Here is a 21,756-nt window from a genome sequence, read left to right as displayed (position 1 = left end):
ACTAAATAAAAATATTGGAGGAAAGGCAATGGTTACGTTTTGGATATTTTATTTCTTAACTAAAGGGATTATTATGAGCCTTCCAGCGATCTATAAACTTCAAAAACCAAAGCTATCCTTCAAAGAAAATACCTTGTTACTCATGTGTATTTTATTTCTAACATTTATTTTTGGGAGAGATCCGATTGAAGGTATTTATCAAGTAGAGGTAATTGGATACAACTTATTGGCTGCCGTCTTTGCTATGGTATTAGTTTATAGTTTTTCAAGAGTTTCCTCTTTTAAAATAGTAGTTTTAATAGCTACTTTGCTCTCTCTAATTTTATTATCTTCGGGCATATACTGTTTTAAAAAAGGTTATGACTGGGTTGCATATGGACTTCTATTATTTTCCTCTATTCCACTAGTCAATGTAACTGTGTTTATTGTTCAGAAAGCTGGTTTCGTTAGACTAATTATTAATTGGTTGCAGGAGAAAAAGTAGGAAAAGCTATGATAAAGAGGAAAAGTAAGGGGAAGAAGTAAATGTTATTTGTAGTAAGGTTATGGGTCCTCGCATTATTAAAGAAAAAAGTACAAAATCTAGTAAATAGGGAGGCAGAAAGTAACGCCTCCCCATTAATTGTTCACCTGATAAAGAGGTTACAGGCGGCTCTGATGTACATGTTAATGTCCAAAGGCGGTAATGGCGCTGGGAATAACGGTGGTATAGTAGAGGCATAGCAGCGGGCCAACTTGCTGTACCTGCGGGCGAGGTATTATGAGCCGGAGACGGGGAGGTTCTTGAGTAGGGATAGTTATTGGGGTAGCTTGGGAAGTCCGTTAAGTAAAAACCTTTATGCGTATGTGCAGAATATGCCAGTTATTTCTTAATGTGTATGATTCACCTGCTATGGAGAAGACAATTGGAAGAACTCCGTGATAACCGTCAATTAGTTCTCTCTTTTGTACTTGAATGGTACTTTCTGACATTAGGCACACCTCCTGATTTAATACAAATATTTACATAAGTATGTTATTCCGTTATTCATTTTGCAGTTAATACTTCTATTCTGGCCGGACAAGCACATCGCCTAATGCCATCGCCAGTCCTCACAATAATACCGCGTAGCCATTCGTGGCGATAAACTGGACTTTCAGGAGCTGAACAACAAAGAACGGCATACAATAAGGTATAGCCAGATAAACTAAAACAGACTGGTTCAATCAAAGTATATGTTCAATTTTAGTGTCAATTAAAGAAAAAAGGAGCAATGCAATTGATTGAAAAGTTAAACGGAGTCAGTGAGGAATCGTTAAAGGGTAAACCGCCGAGAGCTTCCGAAGTTCAGACCACAGAGCTGGTCCTCCCCAACGATACTAATTTGTTGGGCAACCTGCTGGGCGGCCGATTGATGCACTGGATGGACCTGGCCGGGGCTATGGCCGCTTCCAGACACGCTAACAGCATTGTGGCTACAGTGGCTGTCGACAGCCTTGATTTCAGGCATCCCGTCCGGCAGGGTGAAATGGTGGTCCTAAAGGCGAAATTGACCTGGGTTGGGAATACTTCCATGGAAGTTATCGTTCGCGCGTATGCCGAGAATACGATTTCCGGGAATGTGATTCTGACCAACGAAGCTTATTTTACCTTTGTCGCTCTCGATGAGAACGGCCGACCGAAAAAGGTGCCGCCGTTGGTACCGGAAACGGAAGAGGAGATGAAGGCCTGCAGAGAGGCGGAAGAGAGAAGAAAGAAAAGACTGCAAAGAAGGTTCCCGCATGTTTGAAGATGGCGAAGGGTGCTGCACTGCAAAAATGTGCCGCTGGGGAGGTAAAACAATAAGTTGCGACTTGGTGAAGGGCGGGTAGACAGTGTTTACGATAGTGAGGGCTTGAAATCGCTGTTTCCGGCACGGACGCCGGAAACCCGGCCACGAGCCATGGACGGCGATTTGGCCGGGTTCAGCGATTTCAACTGAACGGAGTTTTACACTGTCTCCGCCCGTAACCTCGGAGCAACAATTGTTTCACCTCCCCAGCAGTTATAGCCTTCTTGGCCAGGTTTTGCAGCATAAAGCTCCGTGGTAACGGAGAGCCCACCCACCCCTCCTATAGACCGGCCTGAAAATATTGGAGCGGAGGAATCATTTAAGCTCCCCTCAATCGTGCTAATTTGACTTTGTCTAAAATCTGAAGGGGTGTTCTCTTTGAGAACACCCCCTGACGTATCTCCGAATTACTTGCGGACAACGTTGGCAGCCTGCGGCCCACGATTACCCTGAACGATATCGAAGAAAACCTTTTCGCCTTCTTCAAGAGTTTTAAATCCCTCGTTCTGAATAGCTGAAAAATGAACAAACACGTCGCTGCCGTTGCTAGTTTCGATAAAACCAAAGCCTTTCTCGGCGTTAAACCATTTTACTGTACCTTCCATCACGTAACCTCCTTTTCAACAAGACTGATCAAAAAGTCAAAACCCAAAATCCTTTTGTCCAATCCTGCAGAAACAAGAGGCCAAAAACGGTTTGTGTTTCAAACTCTTTAACACGTGTATTAACAATAACATATTTCCGGAACAAAAGCAAGCAATTCAATGAAAAAAGTTTAGGTATGGGGTTCATATTATTCTTGCCAGAAGCATTTTTCTTGACCAAAGTCGGAGTAACTACAGTTATATACAATTGGACAAACTGCCCGGAGGCGTTACACTGTTATCCTTCTTTGCCCACTTCACCAGCATATAGGCCAGTGGCGTTCCGCCCAGGGCTTCGCAGGCCACTTTGAAAAGATATTGAGTAACTATCATGGTGACCAGCACTTTATTGGGCACAGTGCCATAGAAACCAATGGTAAAGAAGAACAAAGTGTCTAAAACCTGCCCTATGACACTTGAGCCTATAGTGCGAATAAACAAAAAGCGTTCGCCGGTAAATTTCTTGATAAACTCCAGGGACCAGGAGTTAGTCAGTTCGCCGAAAATATAACCTGCGAAACTTGCCAGGGTAATCCTGGGCACCGCGTTAAAGATAAATTTATAATGTTCCTGGCCCTGCCAGAAATCGGGGTAGGGCATGTAAACTCCTATATTGGTCCAGACGACCAGCAGGAAGTTGGCAAAAAAGCCCAGCCAGATTACTTTTTTAGCCGTCTTATAACCCCAGACTTCTGTCAAAACGTCACCCGTCATAAAACAGAGGGGATAGGCTATGACGGCAGCCGGAAGGACCATACCCCAGAAGGTCACCAGTTTGGTGGCCATCAAGTTGGAAATAATCAGCAGGATAATATACAGGGAAGTAATGACGGTGAATTTGTTAAAGGGACTGCCGGTGTCCATGTTTATCCGATTGCTCATTTCTTTTTGCTTACCTCCTAAAAGGTTATAACAATTCTTCATAAGAAATTGGGTCTTTTAAGCCGGCTTCTTTGAAACCTTTCAACCTCAACAGGCAACTGTCGCATCTTCCACATGCCTTTTCCCCGCCGCGGTAGCAACTGGTGGTCAATTCCAACGGCGCTTTATTAGCTACTCCCAGTTTCACAATCTCAGCTTTGGTCAGGTTTAGTAATGGGGCCTCAATTTTAATTTCTCTTTTGTCCTGGGTTGCTGCTTTGGTTGAATAATCGGCTAACTGCTGGAACCTTTCAATGAATTCGGACCGGCAGTCAGGATAACCTGAATAATCTACAGCGTTAACACCAATAAAGATTTTTTCCGCACCGATTACTTCCGCATATCCCAGGGCGTAACTTAAGAAAATCAGGTTACGGGCCGGTACATAGGTCACCGGTATTTCGGACCTGTTTTCGTCTCCCTCGGGTACATCTATGTTGGCGGTAAGTGCACTGCCGCCGATGGAGTCCATATTGGTGGTAATAATGAGGTGCTTTTTTACTTGATAATACTCAGCAACTTTTTTTGCACATTCAATTTCCCTGGAATGCCTTTGGCCATATAGAAAACTGATCGGGTAGAGCCCGTAACCTTGTTTTTGAGCCACGCTCATGCAAACTGTTGAGTCCAGTCCTCCAGAGAGCAAAACTACCGCTTTTTCCATAAATCCTCCTCTAAAATTATATACAGATATTATTATAAAAGCGAAAAACAATTTTCTAATACCTTCAGCCATAATAAAGTATTTACGACGCAAATCCTTAAAATCCTTTAAGAATTGTGGGTGTGGAAAATAAAACAAGGTAAAGCCGGCATCGCAAGTAATTATCTTACTCTTCTTCCTCCGCTACTACTTCGTAAGGTCTCATCATTTCATTATCTTCATGTTCTAAAATGTGGCAGTGCCATGGGAAGATGCCGGTAAAAGAAGCAAATCGTATAATAATCCTGGTAACTTCTCCCGGGTTAGCCCGAACTGTATCTTTCCAGCCCCTTTCCGTTGGATCAGGGGGTTCAGCCGGCCCGGTAAATACAATCTCGCCGGTCTCTTGAAACCTTTTTACATCAAAGGGTTGGCGGTCAAGAATCAGGAAACGGACCAGGTGCAGGTGGATGGGGTGGGTATCCGGGGTCGTGTTGATCAACCGCCATATTTCAATATTTCCCAATTCCGGCTCATCGGTAATAGGGTCAGACCAACGCAAGCCTTCGAGCAGTAGGAGCAGCCGGCCAAATTCATCGGCACTCTCTACCAGCGTTTGATCCCTTACCACACCAGCCATTTCTTCCTTTAACCTGGGTAGCGAACATAAGCGCGAGGGTACAATGCTGGTATCCGGCTCCGATAAGGGCAGATTAACCCTGAACTGCATTAGCTGACCTACTGGGTCGGTGTTGGGATCAACAGGGTCTCCATTTGGGAAAGGTGATGGCGCATCATTGGTAAGAATGATATTTTGGCCTGTAAAGGCAGTAAAATCAAGAACAACATCTGCTCTTTCTCCCGGACCGAGGGTGATTTCATTGGTAATTACAGGCTTTTTGAGGAAGCCCTGATCAGTACCTATCTGGATAAAGGGCTGTCCGGAAGTGAGCTTCATCCTGTAAAAACGGGAATTGGAACCGTTCAGTAGGCGGAAACGGTACTTCCTCGGTTCAACCTCCAGAAAAGGCCAGACTTTACCATTAACAAGAATGGTGTCTCCAAAAAATTCAGGGACTATTGACGGGTCCGGGAAACCGGGCGGGAACCCTTCGGGCGGCGGGTCCGGCTGCCTTGGATAAAAGAGGGACCCATCAGGGTTAAAGGACCTGTCCTGAATTACAAGGGGAATTTCAAAATTGCCTTTTGGGAGGTTCAACTGATCCTCACAGTCGTCACGGATTAGGTAAAATCCAGCCAGCCCTGCGTATACATTAAGACGGGTTATACCCAGGGCGTGGTCATGGTACCATAAAGTAGTTGCCGGCTGGGCGTTGGGGTAGTCATAAATCTTTTGAGTGAAAAAAGGTCCAGTTTGTTTAAAGCCGTTTGTGAACCAGGCTTCCGGGTATCCATCGCTTTCATCAGGGACATTTCCTCCGTGGAGGTGTACCACAGTGCGTACAAGGGGGTTAGAAGGCTGTGCTCCGTGGACCGTACTGTCCACCGGAAGGAGATGCCTGTTCACTGGCAGGTTATTTTCCCATTTTACTTTAATAGGTACGTTCTTTCTGACCTCAAAAGTAGGGCCCGGATAAGTTCCTTCATAACCCCAGACCGTTGTCTCAGGTAAGTCCCTGTGCAGTTTCTGTTTAAACTCTCTCATTGCAACCCTATAGAAATCGACGCCATTTAATTTACCTACCGGTTTCAGTATCCCTGGAATTGGCAGAGGGTCAACAAATTTTTCGAGGGACATGTGTTCACCTTCTCTTTTAAAAATTTTTTGTATTATTAATATTCTATTTATATTCAATGTAGTGATATATTGTTCAAAAGCAAATTACTATTTTTTGGTAAAGTCAAAATTATGCTGCAACCTGCTGTTTAATTGACCAAAAATTTAAGGCTCGGGGTAATTACCCAAAGCCTTATCAAATAAAAGAAGATATTTACATTATTCTAACCACTCAACTTGGCCGGTATCCAGGTGGTACTTGGCGCCAAGAATTTTAAGTTTCCCTTGTTCAACCAGTTCTTTGACCACCGGGCTTTTGGCTTCAATTTCAGCTATGACGGCTTTAATGTTTTCATTCTCAGCATTTTTGAAAAGGTCGTCACCGGAAGCGCCAGCAGCTTTAACCTTGTCAACAGAAGGCTTAATTTTAGTGAGAATAGCCCCAATGTTACCTTCCATTTTATCGCCTTTTTCAACAGCTTCCACTGTTGCCTTAACAGCGCCGCAGTTGGAATGGCCCATAACCACCAGGACAGGGGTATGCAGGTGCTCAACGCCATATTCAATACTTCCGATATCTACAGGCTCGACAACATTGCCTGCGGTGCGGATGATAAACACATCGCCCAGTCCCTGGTCAAACAGGATTTCGGGGGAAACACGGGAGTCGGAGCAGGTCAGTATGGTGGCAAAGGGATGCTGGCCTTTTTTGACCAGATCTTCCCGCTTGCTGCTGCTCAGGTCGTCGTTCAGCACCTTGCCTGTAACATACCTTTGATTACCTTCGACCAGCAGTTGTTTAGCCTCTTCGGCGGTTTTTACCTCTCCCCTGGTATAGAGTTCAGGCGCTGCCTTTTCTTTTTCGGTCGTTGGGGCAGCCGTTTGCTGTTGTACGGCGCATCCTGAAACAACGGCCACGGCGACAATGAGAAGTATTGCCAGGATGTACCGCAAGGTTTTACCTCCTTGCATGAACAAACACCTCCATGAATTATTTGATAATTTATAAAATTCTATATTCTTTGTCTGAGGTTAAAATTCCTACCATATAATAGATAAATTTTTCTTTAAATACCGAAGCATGCAAAAATTGCTGCCTCTCTTTTATACCAATATGGTTTGGGGCAGGATTATTTTTGGCACCAATAGAAAGTTGGTTTAAAAATTTTTTGCTGCCCGGAACTTTGACGGTAGGTCAAGCGTCAAAAAAATGAATGTGTTCAGGAGAGGGGAGGGGTAGTGGGTGTGTCTGTCGGACGAAGTCTTGATTGCCCAAAGCAAAGAAGGCGATGTGGAGGCCTTTACCAAACTGGTGGCCAAATATGAAAATAAGGTTTATACCATTGCCTACCGTTTTTTCGGCAATCACGCAGATGCGTCTGATATTGCCCAGGAGGCCTTCATCCGTGTCTATAAATCTCTCCATTCCTTTCGGGGAAACTCGGCTTTTCTGACATGGATGTACAGGGTGGTTACCAATGTATGCAAAGACGAACTGCGTAAGCGTGCGCGGGAAAAAACCGTTTTTATTGAAGAATTGATGGATAATAAGAAGGGATCTGCAATGCGTAAAGAAGGCAGTATCTCAAAGCTTCCGGAAGATGCTGTCATCCGGAAGGAATGGCAGCAGGAGGTTCAGGAAATTTTAAATTCCCTGTCGGTGGAACACAGGACAGTAATTATTATGCGCGATATTCAGGGGTTTTCCTACGAAGAAATTGCATCCATGCTGCAGTGTTCGCCTGGCACGGTGAAATCCAGGCTTAACCGGGCCCGGCATGCCCTGAAGGAAAAATTGCTGGTGAGGCAGGAATTGCTTGACGGCATTTCCTGTTCCAAATAGAAAGGAGGGATTGCTGTGGAATGTAAAGATTTTCGCGATTTACTGTCTGCATATATTGACGATGTTTTGGACCCATCTGACAAAGAGACCGTGGCACAACACCTTGCTCTTTGTGCAGGGTGCCGCCAGGAACTGGCAGACCTCCAAAAAGCAGTGGCTGTTATAAAGTCTTTAGGTGAAATAGCCCCGCCGGAACATTTTCGTGAGCAGTTGAAAGTCAGGTTGCAGGCTGTGCAAAAGGAAATTGGAGATGAAAAACGGGGAATGGGCAGTGCAAAAAGCAGGCTATCATTTATCAGGGATTGGAAAAAGAGCTTAAAAGGGTGGAATTTTTTCCGTGCCCGGTGGATTGTTCCGGCGGCAGTGTTATTACTTGGTATTGGTATCGGTTTGGTGGCAGATAAGGTTATGAACCAGAGAGGATTATATAACATAAGTGCATTACCCCAAATGGGCGGTTCGAAGGCTAAAGAATATAGTCTAGTGACTGGAGCCAAGGATGGTCAAAAAGCTGTAACAAAAGAAAGTGGCTCGCAGGAGCGGTACAAAGCATTGCATAATGAGGCAGTCCCAACATATGGCGGGCCGACGGGCAGCGGCGAAACCAACGATAAACAGGTGTCAATGGCCGAAAGTGATAAAGCGGATATCCTGGCCGCGGTTCCCGCAAATAACGGGGGAGCGGATATAAAATCACAGGCCGGTACCGGCGTGCAGCAGCGGCAAATTATAAAGAACGGTTGGTTAACTATTAAGGTGCAGAAATTTGATAAATCGGTACAAGATATTGGTATGTTGGCAGAAAGTTTTGGCGGTTACGTGGAAAACTCCGAGGAAAATAATGATGGCACGAAAACCGGCCGTTTCGTAGTAAGGGTGCCGGTAAACAAGTTTGCGACTGCCATAGCTGAATTTGAAAAACTGGGCCAGGTGGTTTCCAAACGACTGGCTGGTGAGGACGTTTCCATAGAATACAGGGACGCCGGTGCCCGGCTGAGAAATCTTAGAAGGCAGGAATCACGGCTGTTGACGCTGGTAGACAAGGCCGCATCCCTGAGCGATGTCCTGGCTCTGGAAAATGAGTTAACCAGGGTGCGGCAGGAAATCGAAAGTATTGAGGTGAGAATTAATTATCTTGGCAATGTTACAGAGATGGCTACCATTCACCTGGAAGTGCGGGAAGCTGGCGATAAAAATGCGCCCGACTCTCAAGGAGTTGTTAAGAGGGCCTGGAATGCTTTTGTTGAGAGCTGTCGGGATCTGCTCAGGTTACTTGAACGGTTGATTGTATTGCTGGGTTCTGTCTTGCCTTACTTGATTGTCATAATAGGTGGATTGTTAATGTTTAGATACTTCAAAAAAAGTAAGCAATAAAAAAGACACCTGGCGCTTAAGCTCCATAACAAGGGAGATTTCCAACCGAGCGACATTTCCAAGCTGGTGGCCGGGTCATCTGGAACCACACTGTTAGTTTTGCCGGATGGTCCGCTGACTTGGATTTATAGCCTATGGTGGCATATTTGAAAAATAATTTGGGACTAATGTTATCAGATTTCTGGGCGGAACATCGATTTCCAGCCCGTCAGGCAAAAAGACAGTGTTATATTTATTTGTGGTGTAGGCTGTCAGTTTAATGTTCACAAAGGTTGCATCCATAAACCTGGCACCTCGTAACAATGTAATGAATAGGAGGGATGGTAATATCCCCCCTTAATATTTTTTGCAGCCTTATTTCTGAGCCTGGAAGACAATGTTCAGCGTTACGGCACTGGCTGAATTGATAGCTGCATAGCAAAGGTCCATGCGTTGTAGCCGATACGGTTTCGTGCTCTGGCGCCGCTGTATGTGGTAGATGTTTTGTTGGCAACTACTTCAACGGCTTCAGTGGGAGACGGACTTTCAATGGCTGTGCCCGGTGGAGCACCATCTGTTGTAATGCTGACGGTACCGAAGTTCACACTTCTTCTGACACGAAAATTTTTATACGCATTTGGTCAGGTTGTCTTGAAGTACTTTAAGGTTAGGCATTTTTTTCCGTTCCTTATAATGTGTTCAAAACTGTCAATGAGTAATCTTTTGAGTTATGTTTACATAAACCCGCCTTTATTTACAGTATGCAAATATGTTATTAAATGGTTCTTACTTTCGGTATAACGGGCGGGAACTTTTATTACGGACTGACCATATTATAAGGCAGAGCAACAAAAAGAGGTGTTTCGGAAGTGGAAGGGAAGAGGCTGAGTATCTGTTTGGTGGTGAGAAATGAAGAAAAATACTTGCAGCGGTGTTTGGCGAGCATAAAGGATATAGCCGCCGAAATAATCGTGGTCGACACCGGTTCCACTGACAAAACAGTAAAGATTGCCAAACAATTTACTGATAAAGTCTATGTTATCAGATGGCGCGATGATTTTAGCAAGGCACGCAACTTTGCCCTGGATAAGGTTTCCGGCGATTGGGTTTTATTCCTGGACGGCGATGAGGAATTAGACCGTCAATGTATCCCGGCGCTGCTGGCAAAGATCAACCACGGGGACGCGGAGGGTTACCTCATTAAAGTCCTTAACTACTATGAAACCGGAGGACGGGTCGAAATATCACCGGACGTAATCTTCCGGCTCTTTAGGTATAACAGGAAATACCGTTATTCCGGAGCAATTCATGAACAGATATGTGACAGCATACTGGCTGTTAACCCTGATGCCAAAATAAGCATTGCCGAAGACATTTGTATTATCCACTATGGTTATCTAAAGGAAGAAATTGAGGCCAAAAATAAGGCGGAACGGAACACCAGGCTGCTTGAGAAAGCCGTCAAAAAGAACCCCAATAATTTACTGGACCGTTTTCACCTGGGGGTAGAACACTTTCGGGTTGCCCGGCTTGACCAAGCCCTGGAGGAATTTCTTTTCGTTCTTGATAAAGTCAACTTGCAGGCAATTTACGTTCCCAAATTAATGCGCTACATTACAAAATGCTACTATTTGCTGGGAAACCTGCAGGAAGCCCTCCGCTTCATTGACAACTCGTGGATGAAAAACTTTCCGGACTGTGGTGACCTTTATTACCTGAGAGGAACTGTTTGCCGGGAACTTGGCCTTTATACCGAAGCTTATGATTCCTTTAAAAAGAGCTTGTCTGTCTCCCCCCAGCCTGCCTATTACGGCAACCAGTACTGCCATTATAAAGATAAAATATATCACTGGCTCGGTGAATTAGCTGAATATTTTATGGATAAGGAAACGGCTCTTGATTACTACATAAAAACTCTCAGGGAGAATCCGCGAGCTATTCATTCCCTGGCCAGAATCATCAGTATTTTAAGACCGAAAGACAATCCTGAATATACCATGCAGGCTCTCAACAGCGTTTTTGACCTTTCTGACCCGGTACTCCAGGTGGATTTGGGCCGCATATTTTTCCGGGAGAGGGCTTACCCACTGGCAGTCCAATGTTGCGATACGGCGATGAGTCTTGGGGTGGAATCGGCCCCAATACATCTAATTAAAGGGCTGAGCCTGTTAAGAACCAAACAATACGTGTCCGCTATTCAGGAGCTTAACCTAATTCCCCCTGAAAACGACTTTTATTCTATGGCGCAGGGTAATCTGTTCATTCATTACTGGTTAATGAAAAAGAACAGAAAAGCTGCCACCTGCCTGAAAAATATTAAGGCCGCAGGTACTAACCCGGCGCTGGCCGAAGTTCTGGAAATTCTTCGTGAGGGCAGGCAGGTCGGTCCTGAAGATTTAAAGAACCCCAAAGAATCGGTGCTTCCTATGGTTAATGAATTACTGGAGAATTTGATAGAATCAGGTGAACTTGATAGCTTGGAGAATGCCTGGGCCTGTTTTAAACGCCTTTTTGACAGGCGGCCGGCCAGGTTATTGGGAGACCTTTTTTTTAAATATGAAAGATATGATAAAGCGGAACTTGAATACCGGCAGCTTATGGAGGAAGACAGTGCGGATCCGCAAGTATTGTATCGTTTGGGGAAATCCTGCTGGGCCCAAAACAATCTGGCTGAAGCGGAAAAACATTTATACAAAGCTTTGCAAACAGGCTGCAATTCGCCGCAGGTTAACTGGGAACTGGCCCGGCTTTATCAGGATATGGCAATAAAAATCCTGGAAGAGGGCCTGCAAAAATATCCGGAGAATACCGAAATGTTAAAACTGCAGCAAAAAATTAAGGATAACCTGATCGAGGTGCAACCATGCACTCTTTACCACTGTTATCCCTGTGTATGATTGTAAAAAACGAGGAAGCCATGCTGCCCCGTTGCCTCAAAAGCGTCTCCGGCCTGGTTGACGAAATCATTATTGTTGATACAGGGTCGACTGATTCTACCAGGGAAATAGGGAAAAAATTTAACGCCAGGGTATTTGACTGTGCCTGGGATGATAATTTCAGTAATGCTCGTAACTTTTCTCTGGCCCAGGCTTCAGGCGAGTGGATACTTGTGCTGGATGCCGATGAAGTGCTGGTCTTTGAAAGTAGAGACCAGGTGAAAAAACTTTTAAGTGATCCCGGGGTGGAGGGGTATTTTATCAGGATTGTCAATTTACTTGGAGCTCTACGGGAATTTGAGACCAGTGAAGATTTTGTAGTCCGTCTGTTCCGCAACAAACCGGAATATCGTTTTACAGGAGCAATACATGAACAGGTCAGGCTCTCCATAAGCCATCATGCCGGCGAAAACTTCCTGAAAAGAGCACCATTAACTATTTACCACGACGGGTACTTATCAGAATTAATCCAAAAGAAAAGTAAAGTCAAGCGCAATACCAGTGTTATTATCAAAGCCTTGAGGGAACAGCCGGGTAACCCTTTTCTGCTGTACAGTTTGGGTTGTGAATACTTTGTTTCCGACTGTTTCAAGGAAGCCCTCAGTTTATTCAGGCAGGCCCTGTCCGCACTTTCCGTGCGAGAAGGCTATATGCCCGACCTGATTATCAAAATGGGATTATGTCTTTATAAACTGGGCGAACTTTCAGAGATGGACCTGCTAATCACCCGATATAAGGACCTTTACCCCCTGGCGCCGGAACAGTCGTTTTTATCAGGGTTGACCAAGCTGGATATGGGAAAGTTATCGGAAGCTGAAAAAGATATCAATGAATGTATGATGCACCTGTCTTTTGGTTCCCCACATCACCTGGGAATAAAGAAACACCAAGTATATCAGGTCTTAGGTGAAATAAATGAGGCAAAACACTCCTGGGATAAGGCTGTAAAATTTTATTTTTTGGCATTACAATCCCAGCCCAATTATCTATACCCTTTGCATAAGTTAATAAACATTTACAAAAACCATCACCCGCGAGTCAGGCTAGAGGATTTTTTGGGTTTCTGCCCACCGGACACGAAATATAGGCTTTTGACAAAACTAGACTGGGAAATTGATGATGAGGCTGTAATATATCTGATTCTCGGTCTCATCCGGGATATCATGATCAGTGATTTAAATATTGCCCAGCTTTTTATTCCCAGATTTTTAGAAATATTAAATGATAAACAAATTGCGTTAAAAAATTTGCGTACTGCTGCAACTGCTGCCTTGGCAAAAGCAGCAGTTACCCTGGCCTGCTACAAGGCTGTTGAAGTAGGCAATACTTCTGAAATATGCAAAAAACTAATGGATAACATTAAGGATATTTTGCTTTGGAAAGATGAAAACAAACCATAAAGAAAACAAAAGAAACATAATAAACATAATAAACTCAGCCTGTGCATGATTGTCCGTAACGAGGAGAAAAATCTGGCCAGGTGCCTGTTAAGTTGTATCGATCTGATAGATGAAATTATTATACCTAAAGTGGCGGAATACAAAAGAAGGATCAAACCGGCAAAAAAGAGGCGGGAATTCCGGCAAAAAAAGCGGGGGGGAGAACTGGCAGAGGAAGAGCTGTGGTAATAAACTGACCTTGTCTATGATTGTCCGGAATGAGGCGGACGGTACCTGGTCAGGGTTTTGGCCCATGCCCGACACTATGTTGATGAAGCTGTTATAATTGATGATGACTCCATCGATAACACGGTAGATATTTGCCGTGAAATCCTGCAAGGAATAGCTCTTACCTCGATAACCCCAAAACGATCTACTTTTTCTACCGAATACAAGGCTACGCAAAAAGCAGTGGCAGGAAAATGTGAAAACTGACCCCGACTGAATTTTAATCCTTTACGTCGATGAGATGTTTGAAGATAAAGTTGTTGAGGAAATGCCAAAACTGATTAACCAGACGGAATTTGAATATTACGCTTTTCGTCTGTATGATTTTTGGGATGAAAAGCATTACAGAGAGGATAAGTTCTGGCAGGCCCATAAGATTTACCGCCCTTTCCTGGTCTGTCACATCCCCGGCTATGTGTACAAGTGGCTGGAGGCACCACAGTACTGCGGCCGTTTCCCCTGTAATATTACAGAGCTGAAAGGCGCTCTATCGCCATTGCGCGTTAAATATTTCGGGTGGGCCAATTCCCAGGACATAGAAAAAAGTACAAAAGGTATCTAAAGTTTGGTTCGCAAGGTGTGGCACCAAAGCCATCCCGCAGGCTTTGCCAGCCCGAAAAAAATTTAACTGGAAGCTGAGAAAAAGCAACAGGAACTGGTAAAAGAAAAGATACGGCCTGGTTTTTCTTATAACCCTGATGTGCTATAATGATACTGATATAAATGGCCTGTTACAGGATAAGGAGGGCTGCCATGACCCAGGGCAAGTTTATTATTATAGACGGAAACAGCCTGGTTTACCGGGCTTTTTACGCTTTACCGCTCTTAAAAACCACTACGGGCGTTTATACAAATGCCGTATACGGCTTCACAACCATGCTGATGAAGGTTTTGAACGAAGAAAAACCAGCCTGCCTGGCCATAGCTTTTGATAAGGGGAAAACTACTTTTCGCAATGAGCATTTTGAAGATTACAAGGGGCACCGGAAAGCAACACCTGACGAACTGAAGCCCCAGTTTCCCCTGGTGAAAGAAATTGTGCGCGCTTTTCGCATTCCCGTTTACGAAATAGAAGGTTATGAAGCTGATGATATAATAGGTACAGTTTCCTTGAAAGCAGAAGAAATGGGATATGAAACTGTAATTGTTACGGGCGACAGGGACGCGTTGCAGTTGGTTTCACCCAAAACAAGAGTTATGTTAACCAAAAAAGGCATATCAGAAATGGAACTTTACGACGAAAACAAGGTGGCCGAACGTTACGGGCTCAAACCTGCGCAGATAATAGACATGAAAGGATTAATGGGCGATACTTCCGATAATATCCCCGGGGTGCCGGGTATTGGAGAAAAAACGGCCGCCAAACTGGTCAGGGAATATGGCTCCGTGGAAGAACTGCTGGCCCAAAGAGGTACAGTTGCCGGAAAACTCCGGGAAAAACTCGAGCAGTACGCGGAACAGGCTCTTCTCAGCAAAAAACTGGCTACGATTATCAGGCATGTGCCTATAGAGATAGATTTACGGGAGTGTGTGGTGGAAGAACCTGACTACGCGAAACTTTTGGAGTTGGGACGGAGTTTAGAATTTAAGGCTTTGACAAAGCTGGCCCAGGAAAAGGCGCCGGAACAGCCGGAAAAATTATTTGAACCTGTTGATGAAGCCAAGCAATTGCAAATTAATGGCGAGTACAGACAGTATAACTTTGACGAGGCTTTAGCTTCTATAACCCGATTTGCGGAACAGAAAAAAGACATGGCCCTTGTTTTACGAACCTCAAACCAGGACCCATGGTCTGCCGGCATTCTTGGATTGGCCTGGTCAGCCGAACCGGGGAGCGGCGGGTATCTTGCCGGTGAGGAACTGCAGCCTGCAGATAAACTTACCCGTATCCTGGATGCGATCTTTTGGACGAAGGGCCGGGTATGCTTCCATGATGCCAAAAGGACCGATATCTTACTGCGACGTTTAGGCAACAAGCCTGTCCGCGCAGGATTCGACACCATGTTGGCGGCTTACCTTTTGGATCCTTCTGTTTCCAACCTCGACTTAGCTGCTTTATCTATAAAGTATTTGGGGCAGGAGTTGAGCCCTGGAGAAGACTACAGGTCTTTTTGTGCCCAGGCCGATATTATATTGCGGCTGGTACCTGTACTGCATGAGAAGCTGGCCGAGCTGAACATGCTTGACCTGTATTTTGATGTGGAAATGCCCCTCCTGCATATTCTGGCCGATATGGAATTCAGCGGGGTCAAATTGGACAAGGAATACCTGGAAGCCATGTCTGTGGATCTAAGTACGGAAATCGACCGGATTACTGGGGATATTTACAGGCTGGCCGGGGAGGAATTCAATATCAATTCTACCCGGCAGTTGGGAACCATTCTTTTTGAAAAACTGGGTTTACCGGTCATTAAAAAGACGAAAACAGGGTATTCGACAGACGTTGAGGTCCTGGAAACCCTGGCGGAAAGGCATGAAATTGTGGCCAGGGTGCTTCATTACCGCCAGTTGGTCAAGCTGAAGTCAACCTATGTGGACGGGTTAATTCCTTTGATAAATCCCGTTACGGGAAAGGTCCATACCACCTTTAACCAGACGGTTACGGCAACGGGGCGGTTGAGCAGTACTGAACCAAACCTGCAGAACATACCTATCCGTATGGAAGAAGGCCGCAGGATCAGGAAGGCCTTCGTACCTTCCGAACCAGGCTGGATAATCCTTAGTGCAGATTATTCCCAGATCGAGCTCAGGATTCTGGCGCACCTTTCCGGGGATGAAAGATTTGTCCAGGCTTTCAGAAATGACGAGGATATTCATACTCGGACTGCCGCGGAAGTATTCGGCGTGTCTTTGGAGGAAGTAACCGGGGAGATGCGCAGCCGGGCCAAGGCTGTTAACTTCGGAATTGTTTACGGCATCAGTGATTTTGGGCTGGCGAAAAATATCTCTGTAAGCCGAAAAGAAGCCAGGCAGTATATTGAAAACTACTTTGCCCGGTACGCGGGTATAAAAAAATACCTGGAGGAGACAGTCAGGTTGGCCAGGGAACAGGGATATGTAACCACCTTGCTCAACAGGCGCCGCTACCTGCCCGACATCTTAAGCCCCAACCGGAATATTCGCAGCTTTGGGGAGCGCACTGCCATGAACACTCCAATTCAGGGCAGTGCCGCCGATATAATAAAACTGGCCATGGTCCGGGTTGCCGATTGCCTCAAAAAAGAAGGCTTAAAAGCCCGCATGCTGCTGCAGGTTCACGACGAACTTATTTTTGAGGCGCCGCCTGAAGAACTTCCAAAAGTTACAGGCATTGTAAGGGAATGTATGGAGAACACCGTTAAATTAACGGTTCCATTAAAAGTAGACATGAAAAAGGGGTTCAACTGGTACGACATGGAGAAAATTAACGATTAAAGTTACAGAATGGGTTTGCTATAATTAAGGTTGTGGACACCTTATGTAAACATTTGAGGAGATGATGTTATGCCTGAACTACCCGAAGTAGAGACAGTTAAGCGTTCGCTGGAAGAAAAGCTTTTGGGCAAATCAATTCAGCATGTGGACATATTTATGGACAAGGTGATCAAAGAACCTTCCGTTGAGGAATTTCAACAAATACTAGCCGGCAGGGAAATATTAAATTTAGGACGGCGGGGAAAGTACCTGCTGCTGTACCTTTCCGGCGGATATGCTATCGTCTTCCACTTAAGGATGACGGGACAGTTGATATATTCGGAAAGAACGGCTGTCCGGGCGAAACATACCCATCTTGTATTTCACTTAAGTGACGATAATGAACTAAGGTTTACAGACCAGAGGCAATTTGGTCGCGTGTACCTGCTGCCTGACGACCAGTTGGATAAAATCACGGGGCTCAGAACTATGGGCGTGGAGCCGCTTACAGAGGAGTTTACCAAAGAATTTTTAAAGAAAGAACTGAAAAGAAAAAGGACCAAAATAAAGGCTTTACTTCTGGATCAGACCTTTATCGCGGGAATCGGTAACATATATGCCGATGAAGCCTTATTCCGGGCCAAAATAAACCCGGAGCGCCTGGCCTCTACCCTTAATCAGCGTGAAATAAGCAGGCTGCACCGGGCTATTGTCGAGGTTTTAACCGAGGGCATAGAAAACCGCGGCACATCCATTAAAGACTATGTTGACGGTGAAGGTAAGAGCGGTAATTACCAGGACTTACTTAAAGTCTATGGGAAAGAAGAAAAACCCTGTCCCGTTTGTGGTTCAGTCATTCTACGGAAAAAGATCGGCGGCCGCAGTTCATATTACTGTGGCAGGTGTCAAAAGGCGTAAAAAAGAGTGCAGGTCCGGTTCCGGACCTGCACTCTTTTTCTCCCTTTTTCATATATTGCAGTGATAATCAGAGGGGAGGGGGAAAGACCGGCGTGGAATGGGTATCAGTCCTGCTTTTTGCCCTGGCTTTGAGTCTTGACGGGTTTGCGGTCGGCGTATCTTACGGTATACGCAAAATAAAAATACCTGTACTGTCTCTTTGCATAATAAGTCTGACTTCGGTCTGTGCTATAAGTGTTTCCATGTTGGGGGGCCAGGCAATAACAAAAATTGTGTCCCTGAAAGTGGCTGAAACTGTGGGTGCAGCTATTTTAATTACTGTTGGCGGCTGGATAATTTACCAGACCAGGTTGCGGGCCCGACAGTCCGGCCAACACGGCGAGGCCGATGAAAGAAACGGGGAAAAAACTGAGTTGCTGAAGATTCAGTTACGGCCCCTGGGTTTAGTAATACAGATTATCAGAGAACCTGTCCGGGCGGATATTGATAGGTCGGGGGTCATTTCCTGGAGAGAAGCGTTTTTACTGGGCCTGGCCCTGGCAATGGATGCGCTGGCGGCCGGTTTAGGAGCTGCCATGACCGGCTTTAGGCCCTATACGGCACCCGTTATAGTGGGGGTAACCCAGTTTGTTCTGGTAGGCACAGGGGATTGGATCGGCCGGCGTTATGCCGCCAGGTGGCTTGGCGAAAAGGCTGCAACCGTCCACGGCTGGGTACTGGTTTTGCTCGGAGTGGTGAGAGTAATAAAATTATAGAGTTGGGCGCGCAAGATTACAGGCGCGTTTTTTGTTTGGCCCTTAAGAGACCATTATGGGCAGGAAAAGAATAACTTTGGTAGAACTATATTAAACTATTACGCTGAGGAGGCTAAATTTGAAGCCAACCAGGGGTCACGGAAAAGGCGGAGGTAAAGATGAAGGTTATCGGCCTTACGGGCGGCATTGCTTCAGGGAAAAGCGCTGTCAGTTCAATTTTGCGGCAATTGGGAGCCGAGGTAATCGACGCTGATGTAGTAGCGCGGCAGGTTGTTGCTCCGGGCGAACCGGCCTGGCAGCGAATTGTACAAGCTTTTGGCCCGGAAATACTGAAGGATGATGGCAATATTAACAGGCCTCTTTTAGGGCAGATAATATTTAATGACCCTGTGAAAAGAAAGATATTGAATGAAATAACTCATCCGGAAATAATTAAAAGTATAGCTGCGGAAGCAGAAAAATACAGGGCCCAAAATAAAAAAGGGCAGGTGGTGGTAATTGATGCGCCACTGCTGTTGGAAGTCGGACTCCATAAACTGGTTGACGAAGTCTGGGTTATCTATGTCAGCCCGGAAACGCAGATTGAACGGCTCATGAAACGGAATAATTTTACCAGAGAGCAGGCCCTGGCGCGAATTAACAGCCAAATGCCGCTGGAAGAAAAGCTGAGGTTTGCCGACAGAATAATCAACAATGACGGTAGTTTGGCCAATACCAGAAAACAAATAGAGCAATTAATGAAATCCTTAACTGAATAAGGGATTTTGGAGTGATTTTCTTGCTTATAGATTTAAGAAAAGTTTTGAAAAGGACGAAATGGCTTGGTTTATTGTTGCTTCTTGCCCTGCTTTTGACCAGCAAATGGTTTTGGCGCAAATTATATCCTTTTCCTTACCGGGAAATGATATTCAAATACGCGCAGGAATATGAGGTGGATCCGTATTTGGTAGCAGCCATCATCAGGGAGGAAAGTCATTTCGTCGAGGAGGCGGAATCGTACCGCGGGGCGCGTGGAATCATGCAAATTATGCCCGAGACGGGAAAATGGGCTGCTGAACAGATGAATCTGGAAGGTTTTCAACCTGACGACCTGTACGACCCAAAAATTAACATAAAAATAGGGTGTTGGTATTTAGCCGACCTGAGCAAAGAGTTTGGCAATGACAAAATACTCATGATTGCTGCCTATAATGCAGGGCGGGGTAATGTAAAACAATGGATACAGACCAGACAGTGGAGCGGCCGGCATGAGACTGTGGAAGATATACCGTTTCCGGAAACAAGGGAATACGTGAAACGTGTTTTGAAAGGATATGAAAAATACCGTTGGATATACGGCGAGGGCTAGAAAAAAATATGCTTTAATTTGTGGGTCGCAAAACCCCTGAAAATTTTCAAAAACATTAAATGAATGTAATATGTTTGAAGGAATAAAAGGAAAAATTGGGAAAGTCGTCGAATTTAGACCTAAATAGCCGGGATGAGGTGAAAACCTGTGGTATTTAGGTTTAATTGGAGGCTGTTCTTTTATACTATATTTATATGGACTTCCGTGATTTTTACCGGGTGTTCAACGGCTGCAGATAAGCCGACTCAAGGTTCAGAAAACCCACTGCTCGGAGGCGTACTCAGGGCTCACCTCCCTGCTCCCGTACAATCCCTCGACCCTGCTCACCTCTACGATTCAGCAAGCATTGAAGTAGGCATGCAAGTATTTCGGGGGTTACTTACTCTTGACCCTCAAAATATGGAGATTAGGCCGGCCCATGCTGAACGGTGGGAAATTAAAAACAACGGCCGCTTATATATTTTCTACCTGGCTAAGGGAGCCCGGTTTCATTCGGGGAAGGAAGTAACAGCCGAAGATTTTAAGTATTCTTTCGAACGAATTTTAGATCCCCATACAGCTTCCGAGCTTTCCGGGCTGTTAACGGTGGTCAAGGGAGGACGGGAAAAGCTTGCAGGTAAGACAAAGGAAACAACCGGTATAAGGGTTAGAGGCAAATACGTCCTGGAGATGGAATTGGCCGAGCCCAGCCCCACATTCTTATATGTGTTGGTCCACCCAGGTTTGGCTGTTGTTGACAGGTCTGCAGTGGAGAAAGCGGGAACAGACTTTGGGACTCAGGCGGCTCAAGGATTGCTCGCGGGGACAGGACCGTTCCGGGTAAAAGACTGGAATAACAGCCAAATAGAATTAAAGGCCAATTCCGATTATTTTAAGGGCAGGCCATATCTGGACAAAGTAATCTATCGCTTTATCAAAGAAGAAACAACAGCTTTAAATGAATACAGGGCAGGCAACCTGGATCTGGTTGACCGGATACCGCCGGGACAGCTAAAAGCTGTGGCTGGTGAATTTCCGGGGCAGGTCAAGACCACAGACCTGCTGGAAGTTACCATGTATGTGTTTAATGTAAACAAGCCTCCCTTCAACAATAAATATCTAAGAAAAGCTATAAATTATGCAGTTAACCGTGAGGAGATTATAACGGCTCTTGAGGGCCAGGCAGTATATGGAAAGGGGATTGTGCCTAAAGGTATTCCGGGATTTGGGGATGATGTCCGAGGTTATGAATACAACCAGGCGAAAGCCCTGGAAATGCTGGATAAAGCTGGGTATCCGAAAGGGGCAGGGTTGCCTGTTATAGAACTGAAATATAACACGTCAGAGCTCAATCAGCGGGTAGCGGAGATTGTTCAGGCCCACCTTAAGAAAGTTGGCATCAATGTGCGGTTGGTAAACATGGAGCCGGCGGCTTATCTGGAAGATTTGGTGGCAGGGAATTCGCAAATGTTTCGCCTCAGTTGGGTTGCGGATTACCCCGACCCCGAGACATTTCTCTATCCCCTATTTGCCTCCACTGAGGTCGGTAACGCCAATTTCGCCTTTTATAAAAATCCCCGGTTTGACCAAATTCTTCTGGCAGCAAGGGAAACAGCAAATAAAAGGAAGCGAACGGAACTATACAAACAAGCGCAGCAGATGCTGATGGACGACAGTGTGGGAGTAGTGCTTTACTATTCCGCCCAGACCGGTTTGGTAAGCCCCAGGGTGAAAAATTTATATATGTCAAGGCTTAATATAAAACCGTTGGAAAGAGTTTGGTTGGCCAGGTAGTCAGACGATTGGG

At 45.3% G+C, this 21,756-nt stretch carries 24 protein-coding genes and 1 pseudogene; 18 read left to right on the top strand and 7 right to left on the bottom strand.

Annotated elements, in window-relative coordinates; all coding sequences use genetic code 11:
* The first annotated feature begins 28 nt into the window (after nucleotides 1-28).
* The 5 genes from Tfer_RS04630 (at nucleotide 29) to Tfer_RS17090 (ending at nucleotide 1,961) form a co-directional block, all read left to right on the top strand.
* A complete protein-coding gene (locus Tfer_RS04630; protein ID WP_052217096.1) occupies nucleotides 29-484 on the top strand; it encodes a hypothetical protein in 456 nt (151 codons plus the stop codon).
* Between the two features lie 41 nt (nucleotides 485-525).
* On the top strand, nucleotides 526-723 hold the full coding sequence (locus Tfer_RS04625) for a hypothetical protein (RefSeq protein WP_052217095.1): 198 nt from the start codon (nucleotides 526-528) through the stop codon (nucleotides 721-723).
* A gap of 12 nt (nucleotides 724-735) precedes the next feature.
* Nucleotides 736-873 carry an RHS repeat-associated core domain-containing protein gene (locus Tfer_RS17260; protein WP_083436782.1) on the top strand — a complete coding sequence of 46 codons (138 nt, stop codon included), beginning with the start codon at nucleotides 736-738 and terminating at the stop codon, nucleotides 871-873.
* Nucleotides 874-1,259: 386 nt separating this feature from the next.
* Entirely contained in the window at nucleotides 1,260-1,769 is a 510-nt protein-coding gene (locus Tfer_RS04620) for an acyl-CoA thioesterase (RefSeq protein WP_242843547.1), read from the top strand.
* Between the two features lie 57 nt (nucleotides 1,770-1,826).
* Nucleotides 1,827-1,961, top strand: coding sequence for a hypothetical protein (locus Tfer_RS17090; protein ID WP_282432052.1), 135 nt, complete (start codon nucleotides 1,827-1,829; stop codon nucleotides 1,959-1,961).
* Nucleotides 1,962-2,218: 257 nt separating this feature from the next.
* Here the strand turns inward: Tfer_RS17090 and Tfer_RS04615 are convergent, their stop codons facing one another.
* From Tfer_RS04615 to Tfer_RS04590, 5 genes are all read right to left on the bottom strand, one after another.
* Entirely contained in the window at nucleotides 2,219-2,416 is a 198-nt protein-coding gene (locus Tfer_RS04615) for a cold shock domain-containing protein (protein ID WP_052217093.1), read from the bottom strand.
* 237 nt (nucleotides 2,417-2,653) lie between these two features.
* A complete protein-coding gene (locus tag Tfer_RS04605) occupies nucleotides 2,654-3,337 on the bottom strand; it encodes a queuosine precursor transporter (RefSeq protein ID WP_052217091.1) in 684 nt (227 codons plus the stop codon).
* A gap of 25 nt (nucleotides 3,338-3,362) precedes the next feature.
* On the bottom strand, nucleotides 3,363-4,040 hold the full coding sequence (gene queC, locus Tfer_RS04600; protein ID WP_052217090.1) for a 7-cyano-7-deazaguanine synthase QueC: 678 nt from the start codon (nucleotides 4,038-4,040) through the stop codon (nucleotides 3,363-3,365).
* 166 nt (nucleotides 4,041-4,206) lie between these two features.
* Nucleotides 4,207-5,778, bottom strand: coding sequence for a multicopper oxidase family protein (locus Tfer_RS04595; RefSeq protein WP_052217089.1), 1,572 nt, complete (start codon nucleotides 5,776-5,778; stop codon nucleotides 4,207-4,209).
* Between the two features lie 198 nt (nucleotides 5,779-5,976).
* The gene (locus Tfer_RS04590; RefSeq protein ID WP_242843546.1) at nucleotides 5,977-6,711 is read right to left on the bottom strand and encodes a carbonic anhydrase; all 735 of its coding nucleotides are present in this window, start codon (nucleotides 6,709-6,711) and stop codon (nucleotides 5,977-5,979) included.
* Between the two features lie 289 nt (nucleotides 6,712-7,000).
* Between Tfer_RS04590 and Tfer_RS04585 the strand changes: the two genes are divergently transcribed.
* Complete coding sequence (locus Tfer_RS04585) at nucleotides 7,001-7,600, top strand: RNA polymerase sigma factor (protein WP_052217087.1); 600 nt, start codon at nucleotides 7,001-7,003, stop codon at nucleotides 7,598-7,600.
* Between the two features lie 15 nt (nucleotides 7,601-7,615).
* The gene (locus Tfer_RS04580) at nucleotides 7,616-8,974 is read left to right on the top strand and encodes a DUF4349 domain-containing protein (protein ID WP_052217086.1); all 1,359 of its coding nucleotides are present in this window, start codon (nucleotides 7,616-7,618) and stop codon (nucleotides 8,972-8,974) included.
* 16 nt (nucleotides 8,975-8,990) lie between these two features.
* On the opposite strand, the pseudogene Tfer_RS17255 reads toward Tfer_RS04580, so the two are convergent.
* Both Tfer_RS17255 and Tfer_RS16275 read right to left on the bottom strand, forming a co-directional pair.
* Nucleotides 8,991-9,152 (bottom strand): annotated as a pseudogene (locus Tfer_RS17255) (DUF6385 domain-containing protein); the annotation flags it as partial.
* 208 nt (nucleotides 9,153-9,360) lie between these two features.
* Nucleotides 9,361-9,558 carry a hypothetical protein gene (locus Tfer_RS16275; protein WP_152908970.1) on the bottom strand — a complete coding sequence of 66 codons (198 nt, stop codon included), beginning with the start codon at nucleotides 9,556-9,558 and terminating at the stop codon, nucleotides 9,361-9,363.
* A 264-nt stretch (nucleotides 9,559-9,822) separates the two neighbouring features.
* On the opposite strand from Tfer_RS16275, the gene Tfer_RS04575 reads away from it, so the two are divergent.
* From Tfer_RS04575 to Tfer_RS04530, 11 genes are all read left to right on the top strand, one after another.
* Nucleotides 9,823-11,850 carry a TPR domain-containing glycosyltransferase gene (locus Tfer_RS04575; RefSeq protein WP_052217085.1) on the top strand — a complete coding sequence of 676 codons (2,028 nt, stop codon included), beginning with the start codon at nucleotides 9,823-9,825 and terminating at the stop codon, nucleotides 11,848-11,850.
* On the top strand, nucleotides 11,817-13,289 hold the full coding sequence (locus Tfer_RS04570; protein WP_083436781.1) for a glycosyltransferase family 2 protein: 1,473 nt from the start codon (nucleotides 11,817-11,819) through the stop codon (nucleotides 13,287-13,289). Before Tfer_RS04575 ends, Tfer_RS04570 begins: the two co-directional genes overlap by 34 nt.
* A 45-nt stretch (nucleotides 13,290-13,334) precedes the next feature.
* Nucleotides 13,335-13,517, top strand: a complete 183-nt coding sequence (locus Tfer_RS04565; protein ID WP_052217083.1) for a hypothetical protein — start codon at nucleotides 13,335-13,337, stop codon at nucleotides 13,515-13,517.
* A 57-nt stretch (nucleotides 13,518-13,574) separates the two neighbouring features.
* Nucleotides 13,575-13,763 (top strand): hypothetical protein, encoded by a 189-nt coding sequence (locus Tfer_RS16270; RefSeq protein WP_152908969.1) that lies wholly within the window; start codon nucleotides 13,575-13,577, stop codon nucleotides 13,761-13,763.
* A gap of 34 nt (nucleotides 13,764-13,797) precedes the next feature.
* A complete protein-coding gene (locus tag Tfer_RS04560) occupies nucleotides 13,798-14,118 on the top strand; it encodes a hypothetical protein (RefSeq protein WP_052217082.1) in 321 nt (106 codons plus the stop codon).
* Between the two features lie 191 nt (nucleotides 14,119-14,309).
* Complete coding sequence (gene polA, locus Tfer_RS04555) at nucleotides 14,310-16,970, top strand: DNA polymerase I (RefSeq protein ID WP_052217081.1); 2,661 nt, start codon at nucleotides 14,310-14,312, stop codon at nucleotides 16,968-16,970.
* 69 nt (nucleotides 16,971-17,039) lie between these two features.
* Nucleotides 17,040-17,867: a DNA-formamidopyrimidine glycosylase gene (gene mutM / locus Tfer_RS04550; RefSeq protein WP_013119849.1), complete on the top strand. Its 828-nt coding sequence runs from the start codon at nucleotides 17,040-17,042 to the stop codon at nucleotides 17,865-17,867.
* A 92-nt stretch (nucleotides 17,868-17,959) separates the two neighbouring features.
* A complete protein-coding gene (gene ytaF / locus Tfer_RS04545) occupies nucleotides 17,960-18,622 on the top strand; it encodes a sporulation membrane protein YtaF (protein WP_052217080.1) in 663 nt (220 codons plus the stop codon).
* Between the two features lie 158 nt (nucleotides 18,623-18,780).
* A complete protein-coding gene (gene coaE / locus Tfer_RS04540; protein WP_013119851.1) occupies nucleotides 18,781-19,380 on the top strand; it encodes a dephospho-CoA kinase in 600 nt (199 codons plus the stop codon).
* 20 nt (nucleotides 19,381-19,400) lie between these two features.
* Entirely contained in the window at nucleotides 19,401-19,970 is a 570-nt protein-coding gene (locus Tfer_RS04535; protein ID WP_013119852.1) for a lytic transglycosylase domain-containing protein, read from the top strand.
* Nucleotides 19,971-20,117: 147 nt separating this feature from the next.
* Nucleotides 20,118-21,743, top strand: coding sequence for an ABC transporter substrate-binding protein (locus Tfer_RS04530; RefSeq protein WP_013119853.1), 1,626 nt, complete (start codon nucleotides 20,118-20,120; stop codon nucleotides 21,741-21,743).
* Nucleotides 21,744-21,756 lie beyond the last annotated feature (13 nt).

This window comes from Thermincola ferriacetica, from assembly GCF_001263415.1.
Taxonomy (GTDB): domain Bacteria; phylum Bacillota; class Thermincolia; order Thermincolales; family Thermincolaceae; genus Thermincola; species Thermincola ferriacetica.
The sequence above is the reverse complement of the archived record's forward strand: the minus strand, read 5'-3'. Positions and strand labels throughout refer to the sequence as shown.